Source organism: Vibrio sp. SALL6 (assembly GCF_002002385.1).
In the GTDB taxonomy this organism is placed as follows: domain Bacteria; phylum Pseudomonadota; class Gammaproteobacteria; order Enterobacterales; family Vibrionaceae; genus Vibrio; species Vibrio parahaemolyticus.
The window spans coordinates 49499-75403 of record NZ_MQVK01000036.1 but is presented as its reverse complement, the minus strand read 5'-3'; the positions used below and the strand labels follow the sequence as shown (position 1 = coordinate 75403).

General features: G+C 47.2%; 24 protein-coding genes. 14 read left to right on the top strand and 10 right to left on the bottom strand.

Features of this window, described 5'->3' with window-relative positions:
- The first annotated feature begins 100 nt into the window (after window positions 1-100).
- Entirely contained in the window at window positions 101-1078 is a 978-nt protein-coding gene (locus tag BIW15_RS21195) for an MDR family oxidoreductase (RefSeq protein ID WP_077281578.1), read from the top strand.
- 89 nt (window positions 1079-1167) lie between these two features.
- On the opposite strand, the gene BIW15_RS21190 is transcribed toward BIW15_RS21195, so the two are convergent.
- Both BIW15_RS21190 and BIW15_RS21185 read right to left on the bottom strand, forming a co-directional pair.
- Entirely contained in the window at window positions 1168-2109 is a 942-nt protein-coding gene (locus BIW15_RS21190) for a LysR family transcriptional regulator (RefSeq protein WP_005458693.1), read from the bottom strand.
- A gap of 165 nt (window positions 2110-2274) precedes the next feature.
- Window positions 2275-2457 carry a hypothetical protein gene (locus BIW15_RS21185; protein WP_005458692.1) on the bottom strand — a complete coding sequence of 61 codons (183 nt, stop codon included), beginning with the start codon at window positions 2455-2457 and terminating at the stop codon, window positions 2275-2277.
- 132 nt (window positions 2458-2589) lie between these two features.
- Here BIW15_RS21185 and tusA point away from each other — a divergent pair, with 132 nt between their 5' ends.
- Complete coding sequence (gene tusA / locus BIW15_RS21180; RefSeq protein ID WP_005426051.1) at window positions 2590-2838, top strand: sulfurtransferase TusA; 249 nt, start codon at window positions 2590-2592, stop codon at window positions 2836-2838.
- Between the two features lie 44 nt (window positions 2839-2882).
- Here the strand turns inward: tusA and BIW15_RS21175 are convergent, their stop codons facing one another.
- A complete protein-coding gene (locus BIW15_RS21175) occupies window positions 2883-3143 on the bottom strand; it encodes a hypothetical protein (protein ID WP_005497541.1) in 261 nt (86 codons plus the stop codon).
- 206 nt (window positions 3144-3349) lie between these two features.
- Window positions 3350-3904 carry a TMEM165/GDT1 family protein gene (locus BIW15_RS21170; RefSeq protein ID WP_005458690.1) on the bottom strand — a complete coding sequence of 185 codons (555 nt, stop codon included), beginning with the start codon at window positions 3902-3904 and terminating at the stop codon, window positions 3350-3352.
- Between the two features lie 481 nt (window positions 3905-4385).
- On the opposite strand from BIW15_RS21170, the gene glyQ reads away from it, so the two are divergent.
- From glyQ to BIW15_RS21150, 4 genes are all read left to right on the top strand, one after another.
- Window positions 4386-5303: a glycine--tRNA ligase subunit alpha gene (gene glyQ / locus BIW15_RS21165; protein WP_005458688.1), complete on the top strand. Its 918-nt coding sequence runs from the start codon at window positions 4386-4388 to the stop codon at window positions 5301-5303.
- 13 nt (window positions 5304-5316) lie between these two features.
- Complete coding sequence (glyS, locus tag BIW15_RS21160; RefSeq protein WP_077281577.1) at window positions 5317-7383, top strand: glycine--tRNA ligase subunit beta; 2067 nt, start codon at window positions 5317-5319, stop codon at window positions 7381-7383.
- Between the two features lie 217 nt (window positions 7384-7600).
- Complete coding sequence (locus BIW15_RS21155) at window positions 7601-9685, top strand: alpha-amylase (protein ID WP_077281576.1); 2085 nt, start codon at window positions 7601-7603, stop codon at window positions 9683-9685.
- Window positions 9686-9902: 217 nt separating this feature from the next.
- Complete coding sequence (locus BIW15_RS21150; protein ID WP_031820205.1) at window positions 9903-11156, top strand: valine--pyruvate transaminase; 1254 nt, start codon at window positions 9903-9905, stop codon at window positions 11154-11156.
- Between the two features lie 84 nt (window positions 11157-11240).
- Here the strand turns inward: BIW15_RS21150 and BIW15_RS21145 are convergent, their stop codons facing one another.
- The 6 genes from BIW15_RS21145 to dnaA all read right to left on the bottom strand — a co-directional run bounded on the left by BIW15_RS21145 (window position 11241) and on the right by dnaA (window position 19070).
- Window positions 11241-11678 carry an Hsp20 family protein gene (locus BIW15_RS21145; RefSeq protein ID WP_005458680.1) on the bottom strand — a complete coding sequence of 146 codons (438 nt, stop codon included), beginning with the start codon at window positions 11676-11678 and terminating at the stop codon, window positions 11241-11243.
- A gap of 536 nt (window positions 11679-12214) precedes the next feature.
- Window positions 12215-12631: a GreA/GreB family elongation factor gene (locus BIW15_RS21135; protein ID WP_005486183.1), complete on the bottom strand. Its 417-nt coding sequence runs from the start codon at window positions 12629-12631 to the stop codon at window positions 12215-12217.
- Window positions 12632-12979: 348 nt separating this feature from the next.
- Window positions 12980-15397 (bottom strand): DNA topoisomerase (ATP-hydrolyzing) subunit B, encoded by a 2418-nt coding sequence (gyrB, locus tag BIW15_RS21130; RefSeq protein ID WP_005458663.1) that lies wholly within the window; start codon window positions 15395-15397, stop codon window positions 12980-12982.
- 13 nt (window positions 15398-15410) lie between these two features.
- Window positions 15411-16490, bottom strand: a complete 1080-nt coding sequence (recF, locus tag BIW15_RS21125; protein ID WP_005458661.1) for a DNA replication/repair protein RecF — start codon at window positions 16488-16490, stop codon at window positions 15411-15413.
- A 9-nt stretch (window positions 16491-16499) separates the two neighbouring features.
- Window positions 16500-17600: a DNA polymerase III subunit beta gene (gene dnaN, locus BIW15_RS21120; protein WP_029821972.1), complete on the bottom strand. Its 1101-nt coding sequence runs from the start codon at window positions 17598-17600 to the stop codon at window positions 16500-16502.
- Between the two features lie 63 nt (window positions 17601-17663).
- Window positions 17664-19070: a chromosomal replication initiator protein DnaA gene (gene dnaA, locus BIW15_RS21115; protein ID WP_005488867.1), complete on the bottom strand. Its 1407-nt coding sequence runs from the start codon at window positions 19068-19070 to the stop codon at window positions 17664-17666.
- A gap of 428 nt (window positions 19071-19498) precedes the next feature.
- On the opposite strand from dnaA, the gene BIW15_RS21105 reads away from it, so the two are divergent.
- The 8 genes from BIW15_RS21105 (at window position 19499) to mnmE (ending at window position 25855) form a co-directional block, all read left to right on the top strand.
- Window positions 19499-20260, top strand: a complete 762-nt coding sequence (locus BIW15_RS21105; protein WP_020904417.1) for an amino acid ABC transporter substrate-binding protein — start codon at window positions 19499-19501, stop codon at window positions 20258-20260.
- Between the two features lie 115 nt (window positions 20261-20375).
- Complete coding sequence (locus tag BIW15_RS21100) at window positions 20376-21047, top strand: amino acid ABC transporter permease (protein WP_005497519.1); 672 nt, start codon at window positions 20376-20378, stop codon at window positions 21045-21047.
- Window positions 21044-21781: an amino acid ABC transporter ATP-binding protein gene (locus BIW15_RS21095; RefSeq protein ID WP_077281575.1), complete on the top strand. Its 738-nt coding sequence runs from the start codon at window positions 21044-21046 to the stop codon at window positions 21779-21781. Before BIW15_RS21100 ends, BIW15_RS21095 begins: the two co-directional genes overlap by 4 nt.
- A gap of 241 nt (window positions 21782-22022) precedes the next feature.
- Window positions 22023-22157, top strand: a complete 135-nt coding sequence (gene rpmH, locus BIW15_RS21090; protein WP_005378825.1) for a 50S ribosomal protein L34 — start codon at window positions 22023-22025, stop codon at window positions 22155-22157.
- Window positions 22158-22203: 46 nt separating this feature from the next.
- Window positions 22204-22527 (top strand): ribonuclease P protein component, encoded by a 324-nt coding sequence (rnpA, locus tag BIW15_RS21085; RefSeq protein ID WP_021447924.1) that lies wholly within the window; start codon window positions 22204-22206, stop codon window positions 22525-22527.
- Window positions 22494-22751, top strand: a complete 258-nt coding sequence (yidD, locus tag BIW15_RS21080; RefSeq protein WP_005378822.1) for a membrane protein insertion efficiency factor YidD — start codon at window positions 22494-22496, stop codon at window positions 22749-22751. The genes rnpA and yidD overlap by 34 nt, the downstream gene beginning before the upstream one ends.
- 2 nt (window positions 22752-22753) lie before the next feature.
- Window positions 22754-24376 carry a membrane protein insertase YidC gene (yidC, locus tag BIW15_RS21075; RefSeq protein ID WP_005497514.1) on the top strand — a complete coding sequence of 541 codons (1623 nt, stop codon included), beginning with the start codon at window positions 22754-22756 and terminating at the stop codon, window positions 24374-24376.
- A 117-nt stretch (window positions 24377-24493) separates the two neighbouring features.
- Window positions 24494-25855: a tRNA uridine-5-carboxymethylaminomethyl(34) synthesis GTPase MnmE gene (gene mnmE, locus BIW15_RS21070; protein ID WP_005458483.1), complete on the top strand. Its 1362-nt coding sequence runs from the start codon at window positions 24494-24496 to the stop codon at window positions 25853-25855.
- Window positions 25856-25905: the final 50 nt, after the last annotated feature.

Here is a 25905-nt window from a genome sequence, read left to right as displayed (position 1 = left end):
TTCATTTTATTCATAAATAAAGAAGGCATACACTTACAGGCAGTTAATGGCTTGCTGCTCGTGGCATTCCTGCCGCGCTATCGCACACTCGGAGAACCTTATGTTTAATGCTCTAGTTCTAAACCAAGAAGACAAACGTACTATCGCAAACATCGAACAAATCGATGAAACACAACTGCCGGAAGGCGACGTACTGATTGACGTTGATTACTCATCGTTAAACTACAAGGACGGCCTTGCGATCACAGGGAAAGGTAAAATCATCCGCAACTTCCCAATGGTACCAGGCATTGATCTAGCGGGTACGGTCGTAAGCTCTGACGATGCACGCTACCAAGCAGGCGATAAAGTCGTTCTTACTGGCTGGGGTGTCGGCGAAAACCACTGGGGCGGTATGGCGCAACGTGCTCGTCTAAAAGCGGATTGGTTGGTTCCTCTACCAAAAGGCTTAGACAGCAAAAAAGCAATGATGGTCGGTACAGCTGGCTTTACCGCAATGCTGTGTGTTCAAGCTCTGCTGGATGCTGACATCAAACCAGAAGCTGGCGAAATCCTTGTCACTGGCGCCAGTGGCGGCGTAGGTTCGGTGGCGGTGACGCTTCTGGCTCAACTGGGCTACAAAGTGGCAGCCGTTACTGGTCGTGAACAAAACGGTCCACTTTTAGAAAAACTGGGCGCAAGTCGCATCATCGACCGTGTTGAATTTGAAGAGCCTGCACGCCCACTAGAAAAACAAATTTGGGCTGGCGCAGTCGACACCGTTGGCAGCAAAGTGCTAGCGAAAGTATTGGCGCAAATGGATTACAACAGCGCCGTCGCGGCGTGTGGTCTTGCTGGCGGTTTTGACCTGCCAACCACAGTAATGCCGTTCATCCTACGTAATGTGCGTCTGCAAGGTGTGGATTCCGTGATGTGTCCAACCGAAAAACGCATCGCAGCGTGGGAAAAACTGGTTGAGCTACTACCAGACAGCTACTTCGAGCAAGCGTGTACTGAAGTAGAGCTCGCTGAAGCGCCAAAATACGCCGAAGATATTACCAACGGCCAAGTAACCGGTCGCATTGTTATCAAGCTATAGTCATCAAGCTGTAGCTATAAAGCTATAGTTATCAAGCTACAAATCAGCACTTCACGTAAATAGAGCCAGCGTTGCTGGCTCTTTTGTTATCAGTTCAATCCCATGTCTTCGATTCGCTTTGCAATCAGCCTGCTGCACTCTTCACGCACAACGGAGCGCAGCCATTCTTGAGCAGGAGAATGCTCACAGCGCGCATGCCAAATCATCGAATAATCAAAAGGCGTAAATTGGAATGGCAACGGTTTTACGACTAGGTCATAGCGCTCAGCAACCAGATACGCCAAATCTGCCGGAACGGTAATGATGATAGGCAGAGTATCCACAATCGCCAGCGCAGCTTCTAAATGGTACGCACGCAGCACCATTTTGCGTTGCGGCTTGTCGATCAAAGCTTGCTCAATCAACGCTTTCACTCCGTCACTGATGGCAATCATCGCGTGAGGGTGGCTCAAATAGTCGTCCAAACTCATCTCTTGATTCGCCAAAGGATGCTGTTTGGACAGTAAACACAACACGCCAACGCGGCCAAGAATTTCGCTACGCAGCGGCTCTACGGGGCCTGTTGGGCGACAAATGGCGAGATCTGCCCCTTCATAAGTCAACTGATCGGATAAACGGTCATGCTGCAAAGGCAAAAAGTTAAATGACACATTCGGCGCTTCTTGATAAATGCGCGGTAAAGCAAACGGCAGAATGGTTTGCATGGCGTAGTCCGTGGTTGCGATGGTGAACGTCTGATCGCACTGCTGAGGATCGAACTCGACGGGCGACAATAATTGGCGCAGCGATTCCAACGGTTCACCTAAAGAGCGATCAATTTCTAGCGCTTTTTGGGTTGGGATCAAGTGCTGACCTTGGCGCGTAAACAGCGGATCGCCAAGCAGATCGCGTAATCGCCCTAACACACGACTCATCGCCGATTGGCTTAAATTAAGGCGAGTTGCCGCCTTGCTGACGCTGCTTTCTTCAATCAGTACACGCAACGCGACTAATAAATTCAGATCTCGGCGATAGATGTCTTCTAGTTCCACGATTTGCCACTTACAATGCGAGGGTTTTATCAAATTGTACTCTTCAGGCAAAAAAAATCCCGCCTTTCAGCGGGGAAGCCCAAGAAAAATGGGGATAGTGTCGGAATGAAGTGTTGGTAAAAATAGGTGAGCGGTATTGTTCATGTTTGATTGAGGCAAGAGGCGCTAATTCTCTTGCTCTGATGCACCTGACCATTTGTGCATCTCAATCCAAATCCCAATAATGGTTGCACTCATGCCTGCTAAAGGCATCAATGAGGTTTCAGCTGGCGTTCTAAGTACCAATGCACAGAACGAGATAAAACACAGCACTGAGTAAATCGTGAGTCTGTCTAACGCTGTTAACATCGCCTCTCCTTGCCAGTTGTTACCAAATTGTTAATTTAAGGTAAAACAAAAAAATCCGTTTGCCAAGTGGTTATTGAATATTTTTTCAACGAACGTAAAATTCACCGCTAAGTTAGTTACGAGAATCACACTATGAGCTTTAATCCTGAACTGGCAACAAAGACGTTAGAGGCGGAAGGACTGCGCTGCCCAGAGCCAGTGATGATGGTCAGGAAGACAATTCGCAACATGCAAGATGGTGAGGTTTTGCTAGTAAAAGCGGACGACCCATCGACAACTCGAGATATTCCGAGTTTCTGCCGCTTTATGGATCACCAGTTGATTGCAGCGCAAACAGAACAACTGCCTTATCAGTACCTGATTAAGAAAGGTTTGGAATAATCTCAGTGAGATCAAAAACGGCAGCCCAGTGGGCTGCCGTTTGTTTATTCGTCATATTCTAGTGTGCGAACTTCAGATTGGAGTTTGTTAAGTTGTTTCTGCATCGCACGTATTTCTTCATGCATTGGAATAATGTGCGCCACCCGAATCCACGCTTCAACCGTCAAGCCAGTAAGAATGAACGTCCCTGCCACAATCGGCAACCACATATCAGTCAGTACCATCGCTAACAAGCACAGCGCCAAACCAAAGGTGAATAAATAACTCTGACTCTTTGGGGTCATCCCCATGTAACGTGTAAGCATAAACTTGCCCTCTCGCTATCATTCACACCATTAAACTACCATGACAAGTATGACACTAATATGTCATCCGTCACGCTACGGAGCGATTTTAAGTCAGAGTTTGAGCTGCGCCACTAATTCGCTAGTTATTGATAATTCGCACCATTTTAACGATTGTTCGCAGATAACGTTTTTCCTTTTCAGGCTACGTTATCCGCTTCAAACCATTAAAAGAAGGCCGCACCAATCGCCAACAACACGAACAAAATAGCGGTTACTTTACGGATCAAACCCAATGGCATCTTGTCTGCTGAAAGCTTACCAATCAACACCACTGGTACGTTGGCCAACAGCATACCAATGGTAGTGCCAAGTATGACCCAACTCAGCGCATCCGCGTATTGCGCGCCTAGAATGGAAGTCGCAATCTGAGTTTTATCACCGATTTCAGCAACAAAGAAGGCAATAAAGCTGGCAATGAATGGTCCACGATTCGAGATCTCTTCGTCGTCATCCAGTTTGTCTGGGATCAGAACCCAAGCTGCCATGGCAACAAAACTGACCACCAGCACCCATTTTAAAACATCAGGAGATAGATAGTCGGCCACTACCACACCTAACCATGCAGCTAAAGCGTGGTTGGCAATGGTCGCCAAAAAGATGGCTGCAATAATGGGAATGGGTTTGCGGTAACGACTGGCAAGTAATAGGGATAGCAATTGGGTCTTATCGCCAATTTCTGCTAACGCCACAGTAGTAATTGAAATAGCTAAAACGCTCACGACATGCTCATTGGGGCGGGATAATTATTTTAACCATAGACAAACCTCACGCCCCACCCCGGTTCGTGATGATTTGTCTAAGGTCTTGCTAAACTTGAAAGGCTTCAAGTCTCGAACGCCATGGTGATTTTGCACCAATTATGTTGACGAACGAACCGGATGAAACAGAGACTTCATCAGGTAAGCTACTCCCCAAAGACAGGCGCAATTCTAGCCACCTTTGTTGCGCATCACAAGAGTCAAAGCAGGTGAAAACTCCCTTTTAGGAAAAATACAGCAGATAACGCGGTAAAAATTCATTAAAGGAGAAAATTGCCCACGAATTAATCAAGATTAGCTCTACTCCCATGCTCAATATCTGGTTATACTTGATTGTTATTTTATTCAACCGTAATTACTCTTTATCGCCCTTGTTTGAGTTGAAAAACTCAGCATACGAGACGAATTAATGAGTAACTAGAGAATCGCGCGAACCTGACTTATGCAAAAATACGATATCAAAACCTTCCAGGGAATGATCCTCGCGCTGCAGGATTATTGGGCTCAAAATGGTTGTACCATTGTTCAACCGCTAGATATGGAAGTGGGTGCGGGTACCTCTCACCCAATGACCTGTCTACGAGCGCTTGGCCCAGAGCCAATGTCGACAGCTTACGTACAACCTTCACGTCGTCCTACTGATGGCCGTTACGGTGAAAACCCTAACCGTCTTCAGCACTACTACCAATTCCAAGTAGCGCTAAAACCATCGCCTGACAATATTCAAGAGTTGTACCTTGGCTCCCTTGAAGTTCTTGGTATTGACCCACTTGTACACGACATCCGTTTTGTAGAAGACAACTGGGAAAACCCAACACTAGGCGCATGGGGTCTAGGCTGGGAAGTTTGGCTAAACGGCATGGAAGTAACTCAGTTTACTTACTTCCAACAAGTTGGCGGCCTTGAGTGTAAACCAGTGACTGGTGAGATCACTTACGGTATCGAACGTCTAGCAATGTACATCCAAGAAGTAGACTCGGTTTACGACCTAACTTGGAACATCGCGCCAGACGGCAGCAAGGTAACTTACGGTGACATTTTCCACCAAAACGAAGTTGAGCAATCAACTTACAACTTCGAACACGCAGACGTTGATTTCCTATTCAGCTTCTTCGACCAGTGTGAAAAAGAATCGAAAGAACTACTCGAACTAGAAAAACCGCTACCTCTGCCTGCTTACGAGCGCATCTTGAAAGCGGCACACGCGTTCAACTTGTTAGACGCACGCAAAGCCATCTCGGTTACAGAGCGTCAACGTTACATCCTGCGCATCCGCAATCTGACTAAAGCAGTAGCAGAAGCATACTACGCATCGCGTGAAGCTCTTGGCTTCCCAATGTGTAAGAAAGAACAAGCGTAAGGGGTAGAGTAACATGGCAAAAGAATTTCTAATCGAGCTAGGTACAGAAGAGCTACCACCAACGCAACTTCGTACTCTAGCTGAAGCATTTGCAGCAAACTTCGAAGCAGAACTAAAAGGCGCTGAGCTTGCTCACAAAGGCGTAAAATGGTTCGCGGCACCTCGTCGTCTTGCACTTAAAGTCGCAGCATTGGCAGAAAGCCAATCAGACAAAGTTGTTGAAAAACGTGGTCCTGCGGTTTCTGCAGCATTTGACGCGGAAGGCAACCCAACCAAAGCGGCTCAAGGCTGGGCACGCGGTTGTGGCATCACGGTTGACCAAGCTGATCGCATGGTAACCGACAAAGGTGAATGGCTACTGTTCAAACAAGAAGTGAAAGGTCAGCCAACGTCTGAGATCGTAGTTGAACTTGCAGCGAAAGCACTAGCAAACTTACCTATCGCAAAACCAATGCGCTGGGGTAACAAAACGACTCAATTTATCCGTCCGGTTAAGACTCTAACCATGCTAATGGGCAGCGACCTAATCGAAGGCGAGATCCTTGGTGTCGCTTCAGACCGCACTATCCGTGGTCACCGCTTCATGGGTGAAAAAGAGTTCACTATCGATTCTGCTGAGCAATACCCTGCGATCCTAGAAGAGCGCGGTAAAGTCATGGCAGATTACGAAGCGCGTAAAGCAATCATCCTAGCTGACGCACAAAAAGCGGCAGCAGCGGTTGGCGGTATCGCTGACCTAGAAGATGACCTAGTAGAAGAAGTAACGTCTCTGGTTGAATGGCCAGTAGTTCTAACGGCGAAGTTTGAAGAAGAGTTTCTAAAAGTGCCTTCTGAAGCGTTGGTTTACACCATGAAAGGTGACCAAAAATACTTCCCTGTTTATGACGAAAACAAGAAGCTATTACCAAACTTCATCTTCGTATCGAACATCGAATCAAAAGAGCCTCGTTACGTAATCGAAGGTAACGAGAAAGTGGTTCGTCCTCGTCTTGCTGACGCAGAGTTCTTCTTCAACACAGACCGTAAGCGTCCGCTTATCGACCGTCTGCCTGAGCTAGAACAAGCGATCTTCCAAAAGCAACTGGGTACGATCAAAGACAAAACAGACCGCATCACAGAACTTGCTGGCTACATTGCTGAGCAAATCGGTGCTGACGTTGAGAAATCTAAGCGTGCTGGTCTACTAGCAAAATGTGACCTAATGACTTCAATGGTATTCGAATTTACGGATACTCAAGGTGTCATGGGTATGCACTACGCTCGCCACGACGGTGAAGCAGAAGAAGTTGCAGTCGCACTGAACGAGCAATACATGCCTCGTTTCGCAGGTGATGAACTGCCTTCAAACGGCGTTTCAACCGCAGTTGCAATGGCAGACAAGCTAGACACTATCGTCGGTATCTTCGGTATTGGTCAAGCGCCTAAAGGCAGCGACCCATTCGCACTACGCCGCGCATCTCTAGGTGTACTACGTATCATCGTTGAATACGGCTACAACCTAGATCTTGTTGACCTAGTAGCGAAAGCGAAGTCACTGTTTGGTGACCGCCTAACCAACGACAACGTTGAACAAGACGTTATCGAGTTCATGCTTGGTCGTTTCCGTGCTTGGTACCAAGACGAAGGCTTCAGCGTAGACATCATTCAAGCGGTTCTAGCACGTCGCCCAACGAAACCAGCAGATTTCGACCAACGTGTTAAAGCGGTTTCACACTTCCGTGAACTGGAAGCGGCAGAGTCTCTAGCGGCAGCAAACAAACGTGTCGGTAACATCCTAGCGAAATTCGACGGCGAACTAGCAGAAGAAATTGACCTAGCACTTCTACAAGAAGACGCAGAGAAAGCACTAGCAGAAAGCGTTGAAGTAATGACAGAAGCGCTAGAGCCAGCATTTGCAACCGGTAACTACCAAGAAGCCCTAAGCAAACTAGCTGACCTACGTGAGCCAGTGGATGCGTTCTTTGATAACGTAATGGTAATGGCAGACGACGAAGCACTTAAGAAGAACCGTCTGACACTGCTAAACAACCTGCGTAACCTGTTCCTACAGATCGCAGACATTTCTTTGCTTCAAAAGTAATTCATTACTCTTCGAAGTGATTAAGAAATAAGTAAAAGGGAAGCGTCAGCTTCCCTTTTTTGTTGCCTTCAAACGGAGATAACCGGTTCTTATTATTCATTTTGTGAACAAGGCAAAAATTTGTAGGGTGAGACGCGTTGAACTTGTTGGTGCAGAGCTCGGATTGTAGAGGCACAGTTTTGCTATAACTGGGTTGTTTATTCGGGGGAAGGACACAATGAAAAAAACAATTCTCGCACTCTCTATCGGCCTACTGAGCGCCTGCAGCCAAATTCCAGAAAATGCCATCGTATTAAGCGTGGGAGACGATACTGCCGTCTTAGAACCAAACTCAGACGGTTTACTCGTCGCAGAGCAAAAACTAGAAAAAGGCAACTACACCTTTACCATTGCCGACAGCAAACAAACCTGTGGCAACAGCTTTGCGCTAGCGGAAGAAAGCCGCATCAAATTCAATACACCATTAAAAATGGATAACTGCGCAACCGACACATCTATGCCGCTGCGCATTTTCAAAGCCAATACCTACCTCTTCACGCTCAATCCAGACACCAATGAGCTAACCGTTAAAATCAAACCAAAACAAAGTCAGGACATCACCTATTCTTGCCCTGTTGCAACCGACACAGCTAAAACCATCAACGTAGCCCAAACCTTTACTGATGGCACTGTTGTTCGTGACGCCTTAACCGGGCAAGAAGCCACCGTCGCCAATGGCAGCGTAACCATGCAACCAGGCCCGATGAGCCAAGGTCTATTGCTGTTAGAAGAGGTTGAACCGCAAGCCGATAAACCGTTCAGCTGGGATAACGCGACGGTGTACTTCGTCATGACCGACCGCTTCTACAATGGTAACCCAGACAATGACAACAGCTACGGTCGCAGCAAAGACGGTAAATACGAGATTGGTACTTTCCACGGTGGTGACTTAGCGGGTCTGACGAAAAAACTCGATTACATCGAATCCCTCGGTGTGAATGCCATCTGGATAACTTCACCACTGGAACAAATCCATGGTTGGGTTGGCGGCGGCGATAAGGGCGACTTTAAACACTACGGCTATCACGGCTACTACCACCAAGATTGGACCAAGCTTGATGCCAACATGGGTACCGAAGATGAGCTGAGAACCTTCATCGATACCGCGCACAAGAAAGGCATTCGCGTGATTTGGGATGTGGTCATGAACCATACTGGCTACGCAACATTAGCCGACATGCAGGAATTCGGCTTTGGTCAACTTTACCTTGATGACCAAGAAGCCAAAGAAGTCCTTGGTGAAAAATGGACCGACTGGCAACCAAAATCGGGACAAAGCTGGCACAGCTTCAACGACTACATCAAATACGGTGATAGTGAAGCATGGGAAAAATGGTGGGGCAAAGATTGGATTCGCACCGACATTGGCGATTACGATGCACCGGGATACAACGACATCACCATGTCTTTGAACTACCTACCGGATCTCAAAACCGAATCGACGCAGAAAACCGGACTACCAAACTTCTTCCGCAATAAAGACACCAATGCGCAAGATGAATTGAAAACCCCTCGAGAACATCTGATCACATGGCTATCGGATTGGGTACGTGATTACGGCATTGATGGCTTCCGCGTCGATACCGCCAAACACGTTGAGATGGAAGCGTGGGCAGAGCTTAAAGCAAGAACCACTCAAGCCCTCGCCAAATGGAAACAAAACCACCCCGACAAAGCACTAGACGATCTGCCATTTTGGATGACCGGCGAAGTGTGGGCACACAGCGTGGTGAAGAGCCCGTATTTCGATAACGGCTTCGATTCGATCATCAACTTCGAGTTCCAATCTGACGTGGCACCAAAAGCGCTAAAGTGTTTCGCTCAACTTGATAATGATTACCGCCGCTATGCAGAGCGTATTAACTCCGATCCTGAATTCAACGTGTTGAGTTACCTGTCTTCGCACGATACTCAACTGTTTTGGTCGGCACGCAACCGCAGCTTTGATGACCAAGCTCGCGCCGCCAATGCGTTAATGCTGGCACCGGGTGCAGTACAAATCTACTACGGCGATGAGATTGCCCGTGACTTTGGCGTGACTGGATCCGATCCGACCCAAGGTACACGTTCCGACATGCCATGGGACAAGATTCATGGCGAGCGTGAAGACTTACTACAACATTGGCAGAAATTGGGCGAATTCCGTCAACGCCACCCAGCGGTTGCTCAAGGTAAGCACATCACTCGTAATCAAGAAGGCTACTACGCATTCGAACGCCAATACCAAGACGACAAAGTACTGATTGTTTACACTGGCGAATAACCGACTCACTCCACCAGCAAGGGAAGCATTTCGCTTCCCTTTTTTAATTCCACATCCTCTCCATCTGGTCTGATGACAAACTTTTTTCTTCTTCGAGTAAATTCACACTTTGCGTCGTAATAACATTAGGGTAAGGTCAAGTATTACTCTATAAGCTGATGTTTCGTCAGCAATCAAGACACATAAAGCAATCACAATGAATTAGGTATATGTAAGCATGCAGTTCTCAAAGTTTGGTGAAAAATTTAATCAGTATTCAGGTATTACGCAGTTAATGGACGATTTGAATGATGGCCTACGCACGCCAGGTGCCATCATGCTCGGTGGGGGTAACCCGGCCGCCATTCCTGCCATGCTCGATTACTTTCACCAAGCCAGTGAAGAAATGCTCGCCAGTGGCGAACTCGTCGCCGCGCTCACTAATTATGATGGCCCTCAGGGTAAAGACGTGTTCGTCAAAGCGCTCGCACAGCAGTTTCGTGAAACATACGGCTGGGACATCAGTGAGAAGAATATTAGCCTGACGAATGGCAGCCAAAGCGGGTTCTTCTACCTATTTAATTTGTTTGCTGGTCAGCAGCCAGATGGTTCGCACAAAAAAGTCCTGTTGCCTATCGCACCGGAATACATTGGCTACGGTGATGCAGGTATCGATGAAGACATTTTTGTTTCGTACCATCCAGAAATCGAGCTACTCGACAACGGCCTATTCAAATATCACGTTGATTTTGAAAAACTCACCGTCGATGACTCCGTCGCAGCAATTTGCGCATCTCGCCCAACCAACCCAACAGGTAACGTACTGACTAACGAAGAAGTGCGTAAACTGGACAAATTGGCGCGCGAGAACAACATCCCACTGATCATCGACAATGCGTACGGCTTGCCGTTCCCGAACATCATTTTTGAAGATGTAGAACCATTCTGGAATGAAAACACCATCCTGTGCATGAGCTTATCTAAACTTGGCTTACCGGGTGTGCGATGTGGGATCGTGATTGCGAGTGAAGAAATCACCCAAGCACTCACCAATATGAATGGCATAATCAGCTTAGCGCCAGGCAGTGTTGGCCCAGCATTGGCAAACCACATCATCGCTAAAGGCGATCTACTCAAACTGAGTTCAGAGGTGATTAAGCCGTTCTACAAGCAGAAATCACAACGCGCGGTAGAACTGCTACAACAGGCGATTACCGACGAGCGATTCCGTATCCACAAACCTGAAGGGGCGATCTTCTTGTGGTTATGGTTTGATGAGTTGCCAATTACGACAATGGAGTTGTACCAACGCTTGAAAGCGCGTGGCGTATTGATTGTTCCGGGTGAGTACTTCTTTATTGGTCAGAAAGACGAGTGGGACCATGCTCATCAGTGCTTGCGCATGAACTACGTTCAAGACGATGAGATGATGCAGAAAGGTATCGCGATTATCGCGGAAGAAGTCGAAAAGGCTTACCAACAAGGTCAGTAAAGCAAACTCCCGCATCAAAGACACAAATTAAAAAGAGCGCCAACTGGCGCTCTTTCTCACTCTATAGGGCAAATAACTTGCTGATTAGTTGCTTTCTAGCAGGTTGTTGCCACCGATAGCAATTTTACGTGGTTGCATTGCTTCTGGAATTTCACGCACCAAGTCTATGTGTAATAGGCCGTTTTCCATTGAAGCGCCAGTCACTTTTACATAGTCCGCTAATTGGAACTTACGTTCAAAATCGCGCTCTGCAATGCCTTGGTACACGTAGTTTTTTCCTTCTTCTGCTTTACGCTCGCCCTTCACGATCAACATGTTTTCATTTTGAGTTAGATCGAGTTGGTCTTCAGAGAAACCAGCAACTGCCATAGTAATACGGTAGTTGTGCTCATCTTTTTGCTCGATGTTGTACGGAGGGTAACCGCCAGAAGTATTTTTCGCTGTATTCGCTTCCATCAGATTTAGCAGACGATCAAAGCCAATTGCATTACGGTATAGTGGTGAGAAATCTACGTTACGCATAAATCTATCCTCTTAATTAAGCAATAGTCTTAGTTCGGATGAACTTCATCCTACTGGCGTGTTTATGCAAAAACCGACGCCGAACTAAGAGATTCTTATCATTCCACTGGCCTTGGTTTGGCTCGGAGACATGATATTGAATCTAAAGGTTTAAGTTGTGTGCTAAAACACCATATCCTCTTTTGAGCGATCTCGTTTTAGCGATTCCAGAGGGCTGATCTTCTAGTCTCTAGCAAGCCAGTCATCCTCTTCACAACTAGATATAAGGTCATCAAAAATCGCTTTCAAGGGACAAAATGAAAAAAATTTCAACGCGCCTATCAAAGACCTCAAATTAAGCTCGCTTTTCCTACGCGACAACAATACAAAGCCCACCTCTTACGGCTGGCTTATAAGCCCAATTTTTATTTGCGAGATGGTTTACGCGCTTTCACCATCCCTTGCTCGGCCGCTTTCTCTTGCTTCAACTTACGTTTTTCTTTCAAGCTTAACTGGGGTTGCTTCTTGTCTTTTTTGCTCATGACTTCACCTCTATTTTACTGACATAACATACAGCTACACACCAGATGCGGTGTCGGTGGCTGTGATTGATGAATGATTTCGGTAATCACAAAGCAGCGGCGCTGGTTGAATATCTCGAGTTCTAAGACCTCATCCTGAGAGCGCCCCAACAATCGGGAGCCTAAGTACGAATCAACAGCTAGCATCCCCGCAAGAGGTTGGCTCTTACGTGAATCAACTAACGTCATGCGATATTGATAGGAGCGGTCAAGGTCCACTAAGCGAACGGTGTCGCCAATCGCAATTCGGGCTAAGTTGCGACACTGGGTTTGCTGTTCGTAAGCTTCAAACAGCGACAGTAATCTTAGTGGTGATTGATAGGTTAAAAAGCGACTGGTTAACCACCAAGTTCGCAGCGCTAAGCAGTACGCAGTGAACCAGCGTTCAAACATGATATTTTCCTTCTTAATGCCTTGTCTTACAGATAATTGCAGTGCATTGAACCGGAAGTGCGTCACCTCCGGCTTAGTTCAGGAAAATCGTCACCATGTTTTCTAACCTCGTATGATTGGAAAGCTCTACAGCACTATAGCGAGCAGGAAAAAGAAAGCAAAAGCACTCAAGCGAACAAAATGGCAAGAAAAACAGAAAAGGGAAACAAAATGGTGCCGCTACTCAAGACTCTGGCAGTTAGTAGCAGAAAAGCCAAAGTCTTGGCATAAAGTGGTGATTTTCATACCACCAAGAAACAAAAAAGCAGCGATGGCTCGCTGCTTTTTTCTATCCAAAAACGCTTGTCGCTACACGTCTAGGTTTGCAACCTTCAGTGCGTTCTCTTCGATGAAGTGACGACGAGGTTCAACTTGGTCACCCATTAGCGTTGTGAACAATTGGTCTGCGCCTACCGCATCTTCAATCGTTACTTGCATCATGCGACGTGTCTCTGGGTCCATTGTGGTTTCCCAAAGCTGATCTGGGTTCATCTCACCTAGACCTTTGTAGCGCTGACGGCTTAGACCACGCATCGATTCTTTAACCAACCACTCAAGTGCTTCAGCAAAGCTTGATACTGGCAGAGTACGTTCACCACGTTTGATGTACGCGCCCTCTTCTAGAAGACCGTCTAGGACTTCAGAAAGGTCCGCCAGCTTGCCGTATTCTTTTGAGTTTAGGAAATCAACACTTAGCGCATGCTCGTGAGTCACACCGTGTGTACGAACGATGATCTTCGGCAGGCTCAAACCAAGCTCTGCGTGCAGCTCCACTTCGTAGCTGTATTGGCTTGCACCCACTTCTTTCGCGTTTAGTTGCTCAACAAGTTGTTTTGTCCAAGCTTCTACTGCTGCTGCATCATGACACTGCTCAGCCGTTAGACGAGATGTGTAGATAAGCTCATGCACTAAGGCGCGAGGGTAACGACGGCTCATACGATCAGCAAGCTTGATACCTGCATTGTATTGTTGAACCAGTTTTTCTAGCGCTTCGCCAGCTAGAGCTGGAGCTTCTGCGTTTACGTGCAGTGATGCGTTGTCCAATGCCAATGATACTTGGTATTGGTTCATCGCTTCTTCATCTTTGATGTACTGCTCTTGTTTGCCCTTCTTCACTTTGTATAGTGGTGGCTGAGCGATGTACACGTAACCACGCTCGATAAGCTCTGGCATTTGACGGTAGAAGAAGGTCAACAGTAGCGTACGAATGTGCGAACCATCGACGTCAGCATCGGTCATGATGATGATGTTGTGGTAACGCAGTTTGTCCGGGTTGTACTCGTCACGACCGATACCACAGCCAAGTGCTGTAATAAGCGTTGCAACTTCTTGCGAAGACAACATCTTGTCGAAACGTGCTTTTTCTACGTTCAGGATCTTACCTTTCAGCGGTAGGATTGCCTGATTCTTACGATTACGACCCTGCTTAGCTGAACCACCCGCAGAGTCACCCTCCACAATGTATAGTTCAGAGAGTGCCGGATCTTTTTCCTGACAGTCTGCAAGTTTGCCTGGTAGGCCTGCTAGGTCTAGCGCGCCTTTACGACGAGTCATTTCACGCGCTTTACGTGCGGCTTCACGTGCACGTGCTGCATCGATGATTTTCGAACAAACCATCTTCGCTTCGCTTGGGTTTTCGACCAAGAACTCAGATAGCTTCTCACCCATCGCCGATTCAACCGCTGATTTCACTTCAGAAGAAACCAGTTTGTCTTTGGTTTGGCTCGAGAATTTTGGATCAGGCACTTTTACTGAAACAACGGCAGTCAAACCTTCACGCGCATCGTCGCCTGACGTTGCCGTTTTCGCTTTCTTCGAGAAGCCTTCTTTATCCATAAAGCTGTTTAGCGTACGTGTTAGTGCCGCACGGAAACCAGCAAGGTGAGTACCACCATCGCGCTGTGGAATGTTGTTGGTGAAACAGAAGATGTTCTCTTGGAAACCATCGTTCCACTGCATTGCCACTTCTACCGAAATGCCGTCTTCACGTTCTAAGTCGAAGTGGAAGATTTTCTCGATGATTGGTGTTTTGTTAGTGTTTAAGTGCTGAACGAACGCTTGAATACCACCTTCATACATGAAGTGATCTTGCTTGTCCGCTTCGCGCTCATCAATAAGCTTGATAGAAACGCCTGAGTTCAAGAACGATAGCTCACGCAGACGTTTTGCTAGGATGTCGTAATGGAATTCAGTGTTAGAGAAAGTTTCTGCACTTGGCCAGAAACGAATTTGTGTACCGGTTTTATCCGTATCACCCACAACCGCTAGAGGCGCTTCAGGCTCACCATGACGGTAAGTTTGCGTGTGGATATGACCGCCACGATGGATGGTTAGTACCACTTTTTCTGACAGTGCGTTTACTACCGAAACACCCACGCCGTGAAGACCGCCTGATACTTTGTACGAGTTATCATCGAACTTACCACCAGCGTGCAGTACAGTCATGATAACTTCTGCTGCTGATACTTTTTCTTCTGGGTGCATTTCTGTTGGAATGCCACGACCATCATCGCTAACGGAAACCGAGTTGTCCTCATGAATTGTCACAACGATGTCTTTACAGTGACCTGCCAACGCTTCATCAATTGAGTTATCCACCACCTCGAAAACCATGTGGTGAAGGCCGGTGCCGTCGTCCGTGTCCCCGATGTACATACCTGGACGCTTACGTACCGCATCCAGACCCTTCAGTACCTTAATACTCGATGAATCGTAATTTTCAGACATGAGTTTCTCTCTTCTAGTTTGACTCTATCCTGCCATGTTCCACATGAAACAATTTGCCATTATCGTCGAGCATGTCGGCGATTTGGTTTTCAGTGATAGAGCTTACAAATACTTGTGCGCCTGTCTCTTTCAAGCAATCTGCAAGACGCTTGCGACGTTGGCTATCTAATTCCGACGCAAAGTCGTCAATTAGGTAAATGCATTGTTTACCGGTCATCGCTGTAAGATGTTGCCCTTGCGCCACACGCAACGCACACACCATCAGCTTTAACTGACCGCGTGACAGAACATCCTCAACGGGCGTTCCATTCACTTTAATGCGCAAATCAGCTTTATTCGGGCCACTAAAGGTGTACCCCAAAGACTGATCACGCTCGAAATTCTTTTCTAGTATTTCTTGGTATGGGGTGTCTTTATCCCAACCACGATAATACTTCAATTGGATCTCAAATTCTGGCAAAAATGTCTGACAGATCGTTTCTGCGACGGTTTTCATCTGTTCAATGTACAGTGACCGCCACTGGCTGATGTTTTCCGCCAAACGCGCCATCTCTTGATCCCAATAACTGAGCTCACGATAACTACTCGCGGTCTTCAACAACGCATTTCTCTGTTTGTTGAGACGCTTAAAACGACCCCATGCATCATAAAATGCTGGCTCGGTATGAAACACGCCCCAATCGATGAATGCACGGCGATGTTTTGGACCATCCGTCAGTAAATCAAACCCTTCTGGATGTATCAACTGCAGCGGTAACACTTGCGCCAATTGCGCCAATTTTTGCCCAGATTGACCGCCTATTTTAACCTCTGTCGAGCCATCGCGCTGCTTATTAATGCCGATAGGGAGCTCAAATTGATCCGAGTTCAAAAAACGACCATGAACAAACAGTTCATCACACTCATTTTGAATCACACGACCAGTGAGAGAGCTTTTGAATGAGCGACCATGCCCGAGTAAATAAATCGCTTCTAGGACACTGGTTTTGCCGCTACCGTTCGGTCCAATAAGAAAGTTAAAGCCTGCTGATAACTGAATATCACAGGCTTTAATGTTGCGAAACTGCTGAATGATGAGACGAGAAAGAGGCATTCAGTTGGCTTATAGACGAATTGGCATCACCACGTACATGGCACTGTCATCGTCGGCATTTTCAATCAATGCACTGGCATTGGCATCCGACATCGACACTTGTACCTTCTCGCAACGTAGCGTGTTCAGCACATCCAACACGTAGCTAACGTTGAAGCCGATTTCAATTGGGTCACCTTCAAAGGTCACATCCAGCATCTCTTCGGCTTCTTCCTGCTCTGGGTTGTTTGCCGTAATGCGCATTTCGCTGCCCGCTAAGTTAACACGCACACCACGGAACTTTTCGTTAGAAAGAATCGCAGCACGCGAGAACGCTTGGCGCAATTCATCACAACTTGCGATCAGTGTTTTGTTGGTATGTTGCGGTAATACGCGGCGATAGTCAGGGAAACGGCCATCAACTAGTTTAGACGTGAAGATAAAGTTGTTCACTTCTGCACGCACGTTTGAGCTGCCAATTTGCAAAACGACAGGTTGCTCTGGCGCATCCATCAGCTTAACCAATTCCTGCACACCTTTGCGTGGCACGATGATTTGCTTTTGGGCGAAGTCAGCACTTAGTTGAGTTTGCGATACTGCCATACGGTGACCGTCGGTCGCCACACTACGCAGTGTCGTGCCATCGATTTCAAACAGCATACCGTTGAGGTAGTAACGTACGTCTTGGTTTGCCATCGAGAACTGAGTTTTGTCGATAAGCGTACGCAGATCCGCTTGGCTCAGTGATACTTCAACTTCACTTTGCCAATCTTCAATGTTCGGGAAGTCATTCGCTGGTAGCGTTGCCAGTGAGAAACGGCTGCGACCAGAACGAACTTGCACGCGATCGCCTTCTAACACAAAAGTGATGATCGCATCGTCTGGCAAGCCACGGCAAATATCGAGAAACTTACGCGAAGGAACGGTAATGCTACCCGCTTCGAAATCCCCTTCTAGAGTCACTTTGCTCACCAATTCCACTTCTAGGTCAGTCGCGGTCATTGATAGCACGTTCTCTTCTACTTTAATCAGTAGGTTGCCCAAAATAGGCAGGGTTGGTCGGCCACCCAAAGCGCCCGAAACCTGTTGTAGCGGTTTGATTAAATGACTACGTTCAATAGTAAATTTCATGCTTGGCTCTTTACGCTGTCAGCTCAAAAATTGATTTGCTTAGAATACCGTTATTCTAACCGATTAAGAAGACAGGGTGCGAATCAAGTTCGAGTAATCTTCCTTAATATCGTGGCTCTCTTCACGCAGCTGCTCAATCTTGCGACATGCATGCAAAACGGTCGTATGGTCTCGGCCACCAAACGCATCACCGATTTCTGGCAAGCTGTGGTTAGTTAGCTCTTTAGCCAGTGCCATCGCCAATTGACGAGGACGTGCAACGGAGCGAGAACGACGTTTAGACAGCAGATCCGCCACTTTGATTTTGTAGTACTCAGCAACCGTCTTTTGAATGTTGTCGATGGTCACCAACTTCTCTTGCAGCGCCAGCAGATCGCGCAGCGCTTCGCGAACGAAGTCGATGGTGATTGGGCGGCCAGTAAAGTTCGCGTTGGCAATTACTCGGTTCAACGCGCCTTCCAACTCACGAACGTTGGAACGCAGACGTTTTGCAATAAAGAACGCAACTTCGTCAGCCAAATGAATTTGATGGTCTTCAGCTTTCTTCATCAAAATCGCCACACGCGTCTCTAGCTCAGGCGGCTCGATCGCAACCGTTAGACCCCAACCAAAGCGCGATTTCAGACGATCCTCTACCCCGCTGATCTCTTTTGGATAACGGTCAGAAGTTAGGATGATCTGTTGGTTACCTTCCAACAATGCGTTGAAGGTATGGAAGAATTCTTCTTGTGAGCGCTCTTTGTTGGCAAAGAATTGGATGTCATCGATAAGGAGTGCATCCACACTGCGGTAGTAGCGCTTGAATTCTTCAATCGCATTGTTTTGCAGTGCTTTTACCATGTCTTGCACGAAACGCTCAGAGTGCATGTACACCACTTTCGCGTTCGGGTTGTTATCCACAATCGCGTTACCCACAGCGTGAAGCAAGTGAGTTTTACCTAGACCAGTACCACCGTAAAGGAACAGTGGGTTGTAGGCTGCTCCTGGGTTATCCGATACCTGACGCGCCGCAGCCAAACCCAGTTGGTTCGATTTACCTTCTACGAAGTTGTCGAACTTATGTTTTGGGTTCATGTTTGAGCGGTGATTGATCGCTGCAATCGCTTGAGGGTCGTCATCCCATGTTTTGTGCACAGGTTTACGTGCTTGCAACTGCGCAGGCGCTGAAGATTCCGCAGCCACATCCGCCGGCGTACGTGTCGGTGCTGGCTTAGGCGCAGAAACTGGGCGACTGCCCACTTCAAAGCGTAAATTCGGGATGTCGTTACCACAGTATTCCTGCAGTAAACGAGTAATGCTGTTCAGATACTTATCACGCACCCAATCCAACACAAAGCGGTTTGGCGCGAATAGAGTGAGAGTATTGTCATTGAGCTCCGCTTGTAACGGACGAACCCACATACTGAATTCTGTAGCTGGTAGCTCTTCTTGAAGCTGCTGCAAACATTGCAGCCAAAGCGAAGATGACACGGTGCCCCCACTGAGTAATTGAATTATCGGAAAAGACTGGCAATTTTACCTGTTGATAACCAAGATCGCCAGCAATTGATCGACGATCAAGTGAATAAGATCTAAGTTATTCACAATTATTTCGCCAAACTTGGTGAGATCAACACACCTTGCCCCAAATTTGCCCACACATTGATCCACATTTGGGCAAATTTAGCGAGATCGACAGATTGGTGATAACTCTGTGTATTATTTTCTTTCCAGCGCCTCTTTTTTCGATCCTTTCGCTTTGATTCGATCGTTTTTCCATCGCCTCCTTGCCAAATTGTCTATTATCTAAACCAAATGAGAACTTATTACTCTCTGGTCTAGGTTATTGCTCTTGGTTATTTATTTAATTGAGCTAACTAACAGTAGTATTTCCAACTATAAAAATATGGAGATGTATTATGAAAAACTGGGTTAAGGTTGCCGTTGCAGCCATCGCACTATCTGCCGCGACAGTTCAAGCGGCAGTCGACACTGCCGCAACTGAAGTCAAGGTGGGCATGTCTGGCCGTTACTTCCCATTCACTTTCGTGAAGCAAGACAAGCTACAAGGCTTTGAGGTGGATATGTGGGATGAGATCGGTAAGCGTAACGACTACAAGATCGAATACGTGACGTCGAACTTCTCAGGTTTGTTTGGTCTTTTAGAAACTGGCCGCATCGATACAATCTCAAACCAAATCACCATGACAGATGAGCGCAAAGCGAAATACCTGTTTGCAGACCCTTATGTGATCGACGGCGCGCAAATCACGGTACGTAAAGGCAACGACAGCATCAAAGGTGTAGACGATCTAGCAGGCAAAACCGTTGCGGTTAACCTAGGTTCTAACTTTGAGCAGTTACTACGCCAATACGACAAAGATGGCAAAATCAACATCAAAACTTACGACACTGGTATCGAGCATGATGTTGCGCTTGGCCGTGCAGACGCTTTCGTGATGGACCGTTTGTCTGCGCTAGAACTGATCAAGAAAACTGGTCTGCCACTGGAACTGGCTGGTGAACCGTTTGAAACCATTCAAAACGCATGGCCTTTTGTCAACAATGAAAAAGGTCAGAAGCTACAAGCGGAAGTGAATAAAGCACTAGCAGAGATGCGTGCAGATGGTACAGTAGAAAAGATTTCAGTGAAGTGGTTTGGTGCTGACATCACGAAGTAATGCTACTTTGCTTTCGAGAATGCGAACAATCGCAACTCTCGACCTAAAATAAACTCATGTGAAGGTGGAACATTGTTTTCCACCTTTTCTTTTCTCTAGCCTTTAGGTAAGCCGTATGGGATTTGATTTTAATTACATGTTGGAACTGCTGCCGATATTGCTCAAATATCTTGGCACAACCATGGAAATGGCCACATGGGGCTTGGTCTTTTCACTGATTTTAGCCGTCATTTTGGCGAACATTCGCGTATTTAAGCTGCCAGTTCTCGACCAATTGAGTCAACTGTACATCAGCTTCTTCCGTGGTACCCCACTGTTAGTACAACTTTTCCTGCTTTATTACGGCTTGCCACAAATCTTCCCTGTGATGGTGGGTATCGATGCATTTTCTGCCGCAGTGATTGGTTTAACGTTGCACTTTGCCGCTTATATGGCCGAGAGTATTCGTGCTGCAATCATCGGTATTGATCGTAGCCAAATGGAAGCGAGCCTATCGGTCGGCATGACAACGCCACAAGCGATGCGTCGCGTGATTCTGCCACAAGCAACACGAGTAGCACTGCCCTCATTGATGAACTACTTCATTGATATGATTAAGTCGACTTCCCTCGCCTTTACGCTTGGCGTGGCAGAAATCATGGCTAAAGCGCAAATGGAAGCCTCTTCTAGTTTCCGCTTCTTCGAAGCTTTCCTTGCTGTCGCTCTGATTTACTGGGGCGTGGTGGTGATTCTGACTCGAGTACAAATTTGGGCTGAAGCGAAACTGAATAAGGCGTACGTACGATGATCAAATTAGAAAATATCCACAAGCGCTTTGGCGATACTGAAGTCCTGAAAGGCATTGATCTCGATATCAAACAGGGTGAGATCATCGTGATTATCGGCTCTAGCGGTACGGGTAAGTCGACCCTGTTGCGCACCGTTAACTTCCTTGAGCAGGCCGACGAAGGTCGTATCACTATCGACGACATCTCTGTCGATACACAAAAGCACACGAAAGCCGAAGTCTTGGCGCTGCGTCGCCGTACTGGGTTTGTTTTCCAAAATTATGCCCTTTTTGCGCACATGACGGCTCGCCAGAATATTGCCGAAGGTTTGATTACCGTGCGTGGCTGGAAGAAACAGGAAGCTCTGACTCGTGCACAGCAGATTCTGGATGATATTGGCCTTGGCGAGAAAGGTGACAGCTACCCGGCAGCTCTATCTGGTGGCCAGCAGCAGCGTGTCGGTATCGGCCGCGCTATGGCGTTACAGCCAGAACTGTTACTTTTTGATGAGCCAACTTCCGCACTGGATCCGGAATGGGTCGGTGAAGTTCTCTCATTAATGAAGAAGTTAGCCAATCAGCATCAAACCATGCTGGTGGTAACACACGAGATGCAATTTGCTAAAGAAGTCGCCGATCGGGTGATCTTTATGGCGGGAGGCAACATCGTCGAACAAGGTTCTCCACAGGATATTTTCGATAATCCACAAGATCCTCGTTTGAAAAAATTCCTTAACCAAGTAGGAATAGAGTAACGATCAAGCAACAGGATCGATTGATCCTTGAGATTTTACTCACACTACGTATAATCGCCCGGCCGGAATTTCGTACTCATTGAGTCATTGACACATTATGTGAGTGTGATTACAATTCCGCCTCTTTGTTGAGAGGCGTCGGTTGTTCTTCTCTATATAAAGAGCTTCTTTATAAAGAAAACAGATGCCCACGCCGGGTTTAACAAGAACCTAAAACTACTGATCAGTAAAGGTAATTATCATGAAACGCACTTTTCAACCTACAGTTCTAAAGCGCAAGCGTACTCACGGCTTCCGTGCTCGCATGGCAACTAAGAACGGTCGTAAAGTTATCAACGCACGTCGTGCAAAAGGCCGTGCGCGCCTATCAAAATAATCGCTAGTTTATTTTGAACACGTACGCGTTTAATCGGGAGTTACGCTTGTTAACTCCCGAGCATTATCAAAACGTCTTCCAGCAAGCTCACCGAGCTGGCTCGCCTCATTTCACCATCATTGCTCGCAATAACAAACTTTCTCATCCACGATTAGGTTTAGCTGTTCCGAAAAAGCAAATCAAAACTGCTGTCGGTCGTAACCGCTTTAAGCGTTTGGCTCGTGAAAGCTTTCGTAACTCTCAACATCAGCTTCCAAACAAAGATTTTGTTGTGATCGCGAAGAAAAGCGCGCAAGATTTAAGCAATGAGGAAATTTTAAAGTTGTTTGATAAGCTATGGCAACGCCTGTCTCGCCCTTCACGTGGATAGCCATTGGGCTCGTTTATCTTTATCGCTGGTTTATCAGCCCTCTGATTGGTCCTCGTTGCCGGTTCACACCAACTTGTTCCACTTACGCGCTAGAAGCTTTGAGAGCTCACGGTTTTGTAAAAGGATGTTGGTTATCAGGCAAACGTCTATTAAAATGCCACCCTTTGAATGAAGGGGGGTATGACCCCGTTCCACCAGTCCAAAAACAAGACAGAGATAACTAACGATGGATTCTCAACGTAATATCCTGCTCATCGCTCTGGCACTGGTTTCTTTCTTGCTATTTCAACAATGGCAAGTCGCAAAGAATCCAGCACCTCAAGCGGTTGAACAGGCTCAATCAAGCAGCACTCTACCTGCACCATCTTTTGCTGATGAGCTGGACCCAGTTCCTGGTCAACAGCAAGCTTCTGCAAAAACTATCACAGTAACGACTGATGTTTTAACTCTGTCGATCGACACCGTTGGTGGCGATGTGGTACATGCCGACCTAAACCAATACTCTGCTGAACTTGATTCATCAGACCCATTCGTTCTGCTAAAAGACACACAAGGTCATCAATTCATCGCACAAAGCGGTCTTGTTGGTCCTCAAGGTATCGATCTAAGCAGCTCTAACCGTCCTCACTACAATGTGAGCGCAGACAGCTTCACTCTAGCTGACGGTCAAGACGAACTACGCGTTCCGATGACATTTACTGCAAACGGCATCGAATACACAAAAACTTACGTATTAAAACGCGGCAGCTACGCGCTGAACGTTGAATACGATGTAGCGAACAACTCTGGTAACAACGCAACCTTCGGTATGTACGCACACCTACGTCAAAACCTAATGGACGCTGGTGGTAGCATCACAATGCCAACCTACCGTGGCGGTGCTTACTCAACTGAAGATACTCGTTACAAAAAATACAGCTTTGAAGATATGCAGGATCGTAACCTGTCTATCAACCTAGCAGATGGCCAAGGTTGGGCAGCAATGATCCAACACTACTTCGCAGCTGCTTGGATCCCTCGTAACGAACCAGGTACTAACCTTTACACTCGCGTAATTGGCAACCTAGGCGATATCGGCGTACGTATGCCGAACAAAACGATCGCGACGGGTGACCAAGCGAAGTTTGAAGCAACACTTTGGGTTGGTCCTAAGCTACAACAAGAAATGGCAGCAGTGGCACCAAACCTAGACCTAGTAGTGGACTACGGCTGGCTATGGTTCATCGCTAAACCACTTCACTCACTGCTTGCTTTCATCCAAAGCTTCGTGGGTAACTGGGGTGTGGCAATCATCTGTTTGACCTTCATCGTTCGTGGTGCAATGTACCCACTAACGAAAGCGCAATACACGTCTATGGCGAAAATGCGCATGCTACAGCCTAAGCTGCAAGCTATGCGTGAGCGTATTGGCGACGACCGTCAACGCATGAGCCAAGAGATGATGGAACTGTACAAGAAAGAGAAAGTAAACCCACTGGGTGGCTGTCTTCCTCTTGTTCTACAGATGCCTATCTTCATCGCACTATACTGGGCGCTAATGGAATCGGTTGAGCTTCGTCACTCTCCATTCTTCGGTTGGATTCATGACCTTTCAGCGCAGGACCCTTACTACATCCTGCCACTACTGATGGGTGCTTCAATGTTCCTAATCCAGAAGATGAGCCCAACAACCGTAACGGATCCAATGCAGCAGAAGATCATGACCTTCATGCCGGTTATGTTTACCTTCTTCTTCTTGTTCTTCCCATCAGGCCTAGTTCTGTACTGGTTGGTGTCGAACATCGTTACTCTGATCCAGCAAACCTTGATTTACAAAGCGCTGGAGAAAAAAGGCTTACACACTAAGTAACCTTTTAACAAAAGAATAAGAAAGGCGGCCAAAAGGTCGCCTTTTTGTTTTTGGCTGATTACAATTCAGCTAATTAATAGTGATGGCTCCACCGAGCCCAGCTCAAAAGGCAAGATTATGACTACAGATACGATTGTCGCTCAAGCTACTGCACCCGGTCGTGGTGGTGTCGGCATTATTCGTGTTTCAGGCCCTAAGGCCAACCAAGTGGCATTGGAAGTCACAGGGAAAACTCTAAAACCGCGTTACGCTGAATACCTGCCGTTTCAAGCCGAAGATGGCACGGTGCTCGACCAAGGCATTGCACTGTACTTCCCTAACCCGCACTCGTTCACGGGCGAAGACGTATTAGAACTGCAAGGTCACGGTGGCCCTGTGGTCATGGATATGCTGATTAAACGTATTCTGGGCATAGCTGGCGTACGAGCTGCCCGTCCAGGTGAGTTCTCGGAACGTGCGTTCTTGAACGACAAGATGGATTTGACTCAGGCAGAAGCGATTGCCGACCTGATTGATGCTAGCTCTGAAGAAGCGGCGAAATCGGCGCTACAATCGCTACAAGGCCAGTTCTCGCAGCGCATTCAAACGCTGGTGGAATCACTGATTCATCTTCGCATCTATGTGGAAGCGGCCATCGACTTCCCTGAAGAAGAAATCGATTTTCTTGCCGATGGTAAAGTTGCAGGAGATCTGCAAGCTATCATCGACAACCTCGATGCGGTACGCAAAGAAGCGAACCAAGGCGCGATCATGCGCGAAGGCATGAAAGTAGTGATTGCTGGTCGTCCAAATGCGGGTAAATCAAGCCTACTGAACGCGCTGTCGGGCAAAGAGTCCGCAATCGTAACAGACATAGCAGGTACCACGCGTGACGTGCTGCGTGAGCACATCCATATCGACGGTATGCCTTTGCACATCATCGATACTGCTGGCTTGCGTGACGCTTCTGATGAAGTCGAAAAAATCGGTATCGAACGCGCTTGGGATGAAATCGCGCAAGCCGACCGCGTATTGTTTATGGTGGATGGCACGACGACCGACGCCACCGATCCAAAAGAAATTTGGCCCGATTTTGTCGATCGCCTGCCAGAAAGCATTGGCATGACGGTGATCCGCAACAAAGCGGATCAAACAGGTGAAGATATGGGGATCTGTCATGTGAACGATCCTACTCTGATTCGCCTTTCAGCAAAAACCGGGGCGGGTGTCGATGCGCTGCGTAACCACCTAAAAGAGTGCATGGGTTTCTCAGGTAATACTGAGGGTGGCTTTATGGCGCGCCGTCGTCACTTGGACGCACTAGAACGTGCAGCCCAGCATCTGCAAATCGGCCAAGAGCAGCTTGAAGGCTATATGGCAGGTGAAATCCTTGCCGAAGAGCTGCGCATCACTCAGCAGCATCTGAATGAGATAACCGGGGAGTTCAGCTCTGACGACCTACTCGGGCGCATCTTCTCTTCATTCTGTATAGGTAAATAATCCAATACGCGGCACAAAACCTTGTTTTAGTGCCGCGTTTCTTTTTATAT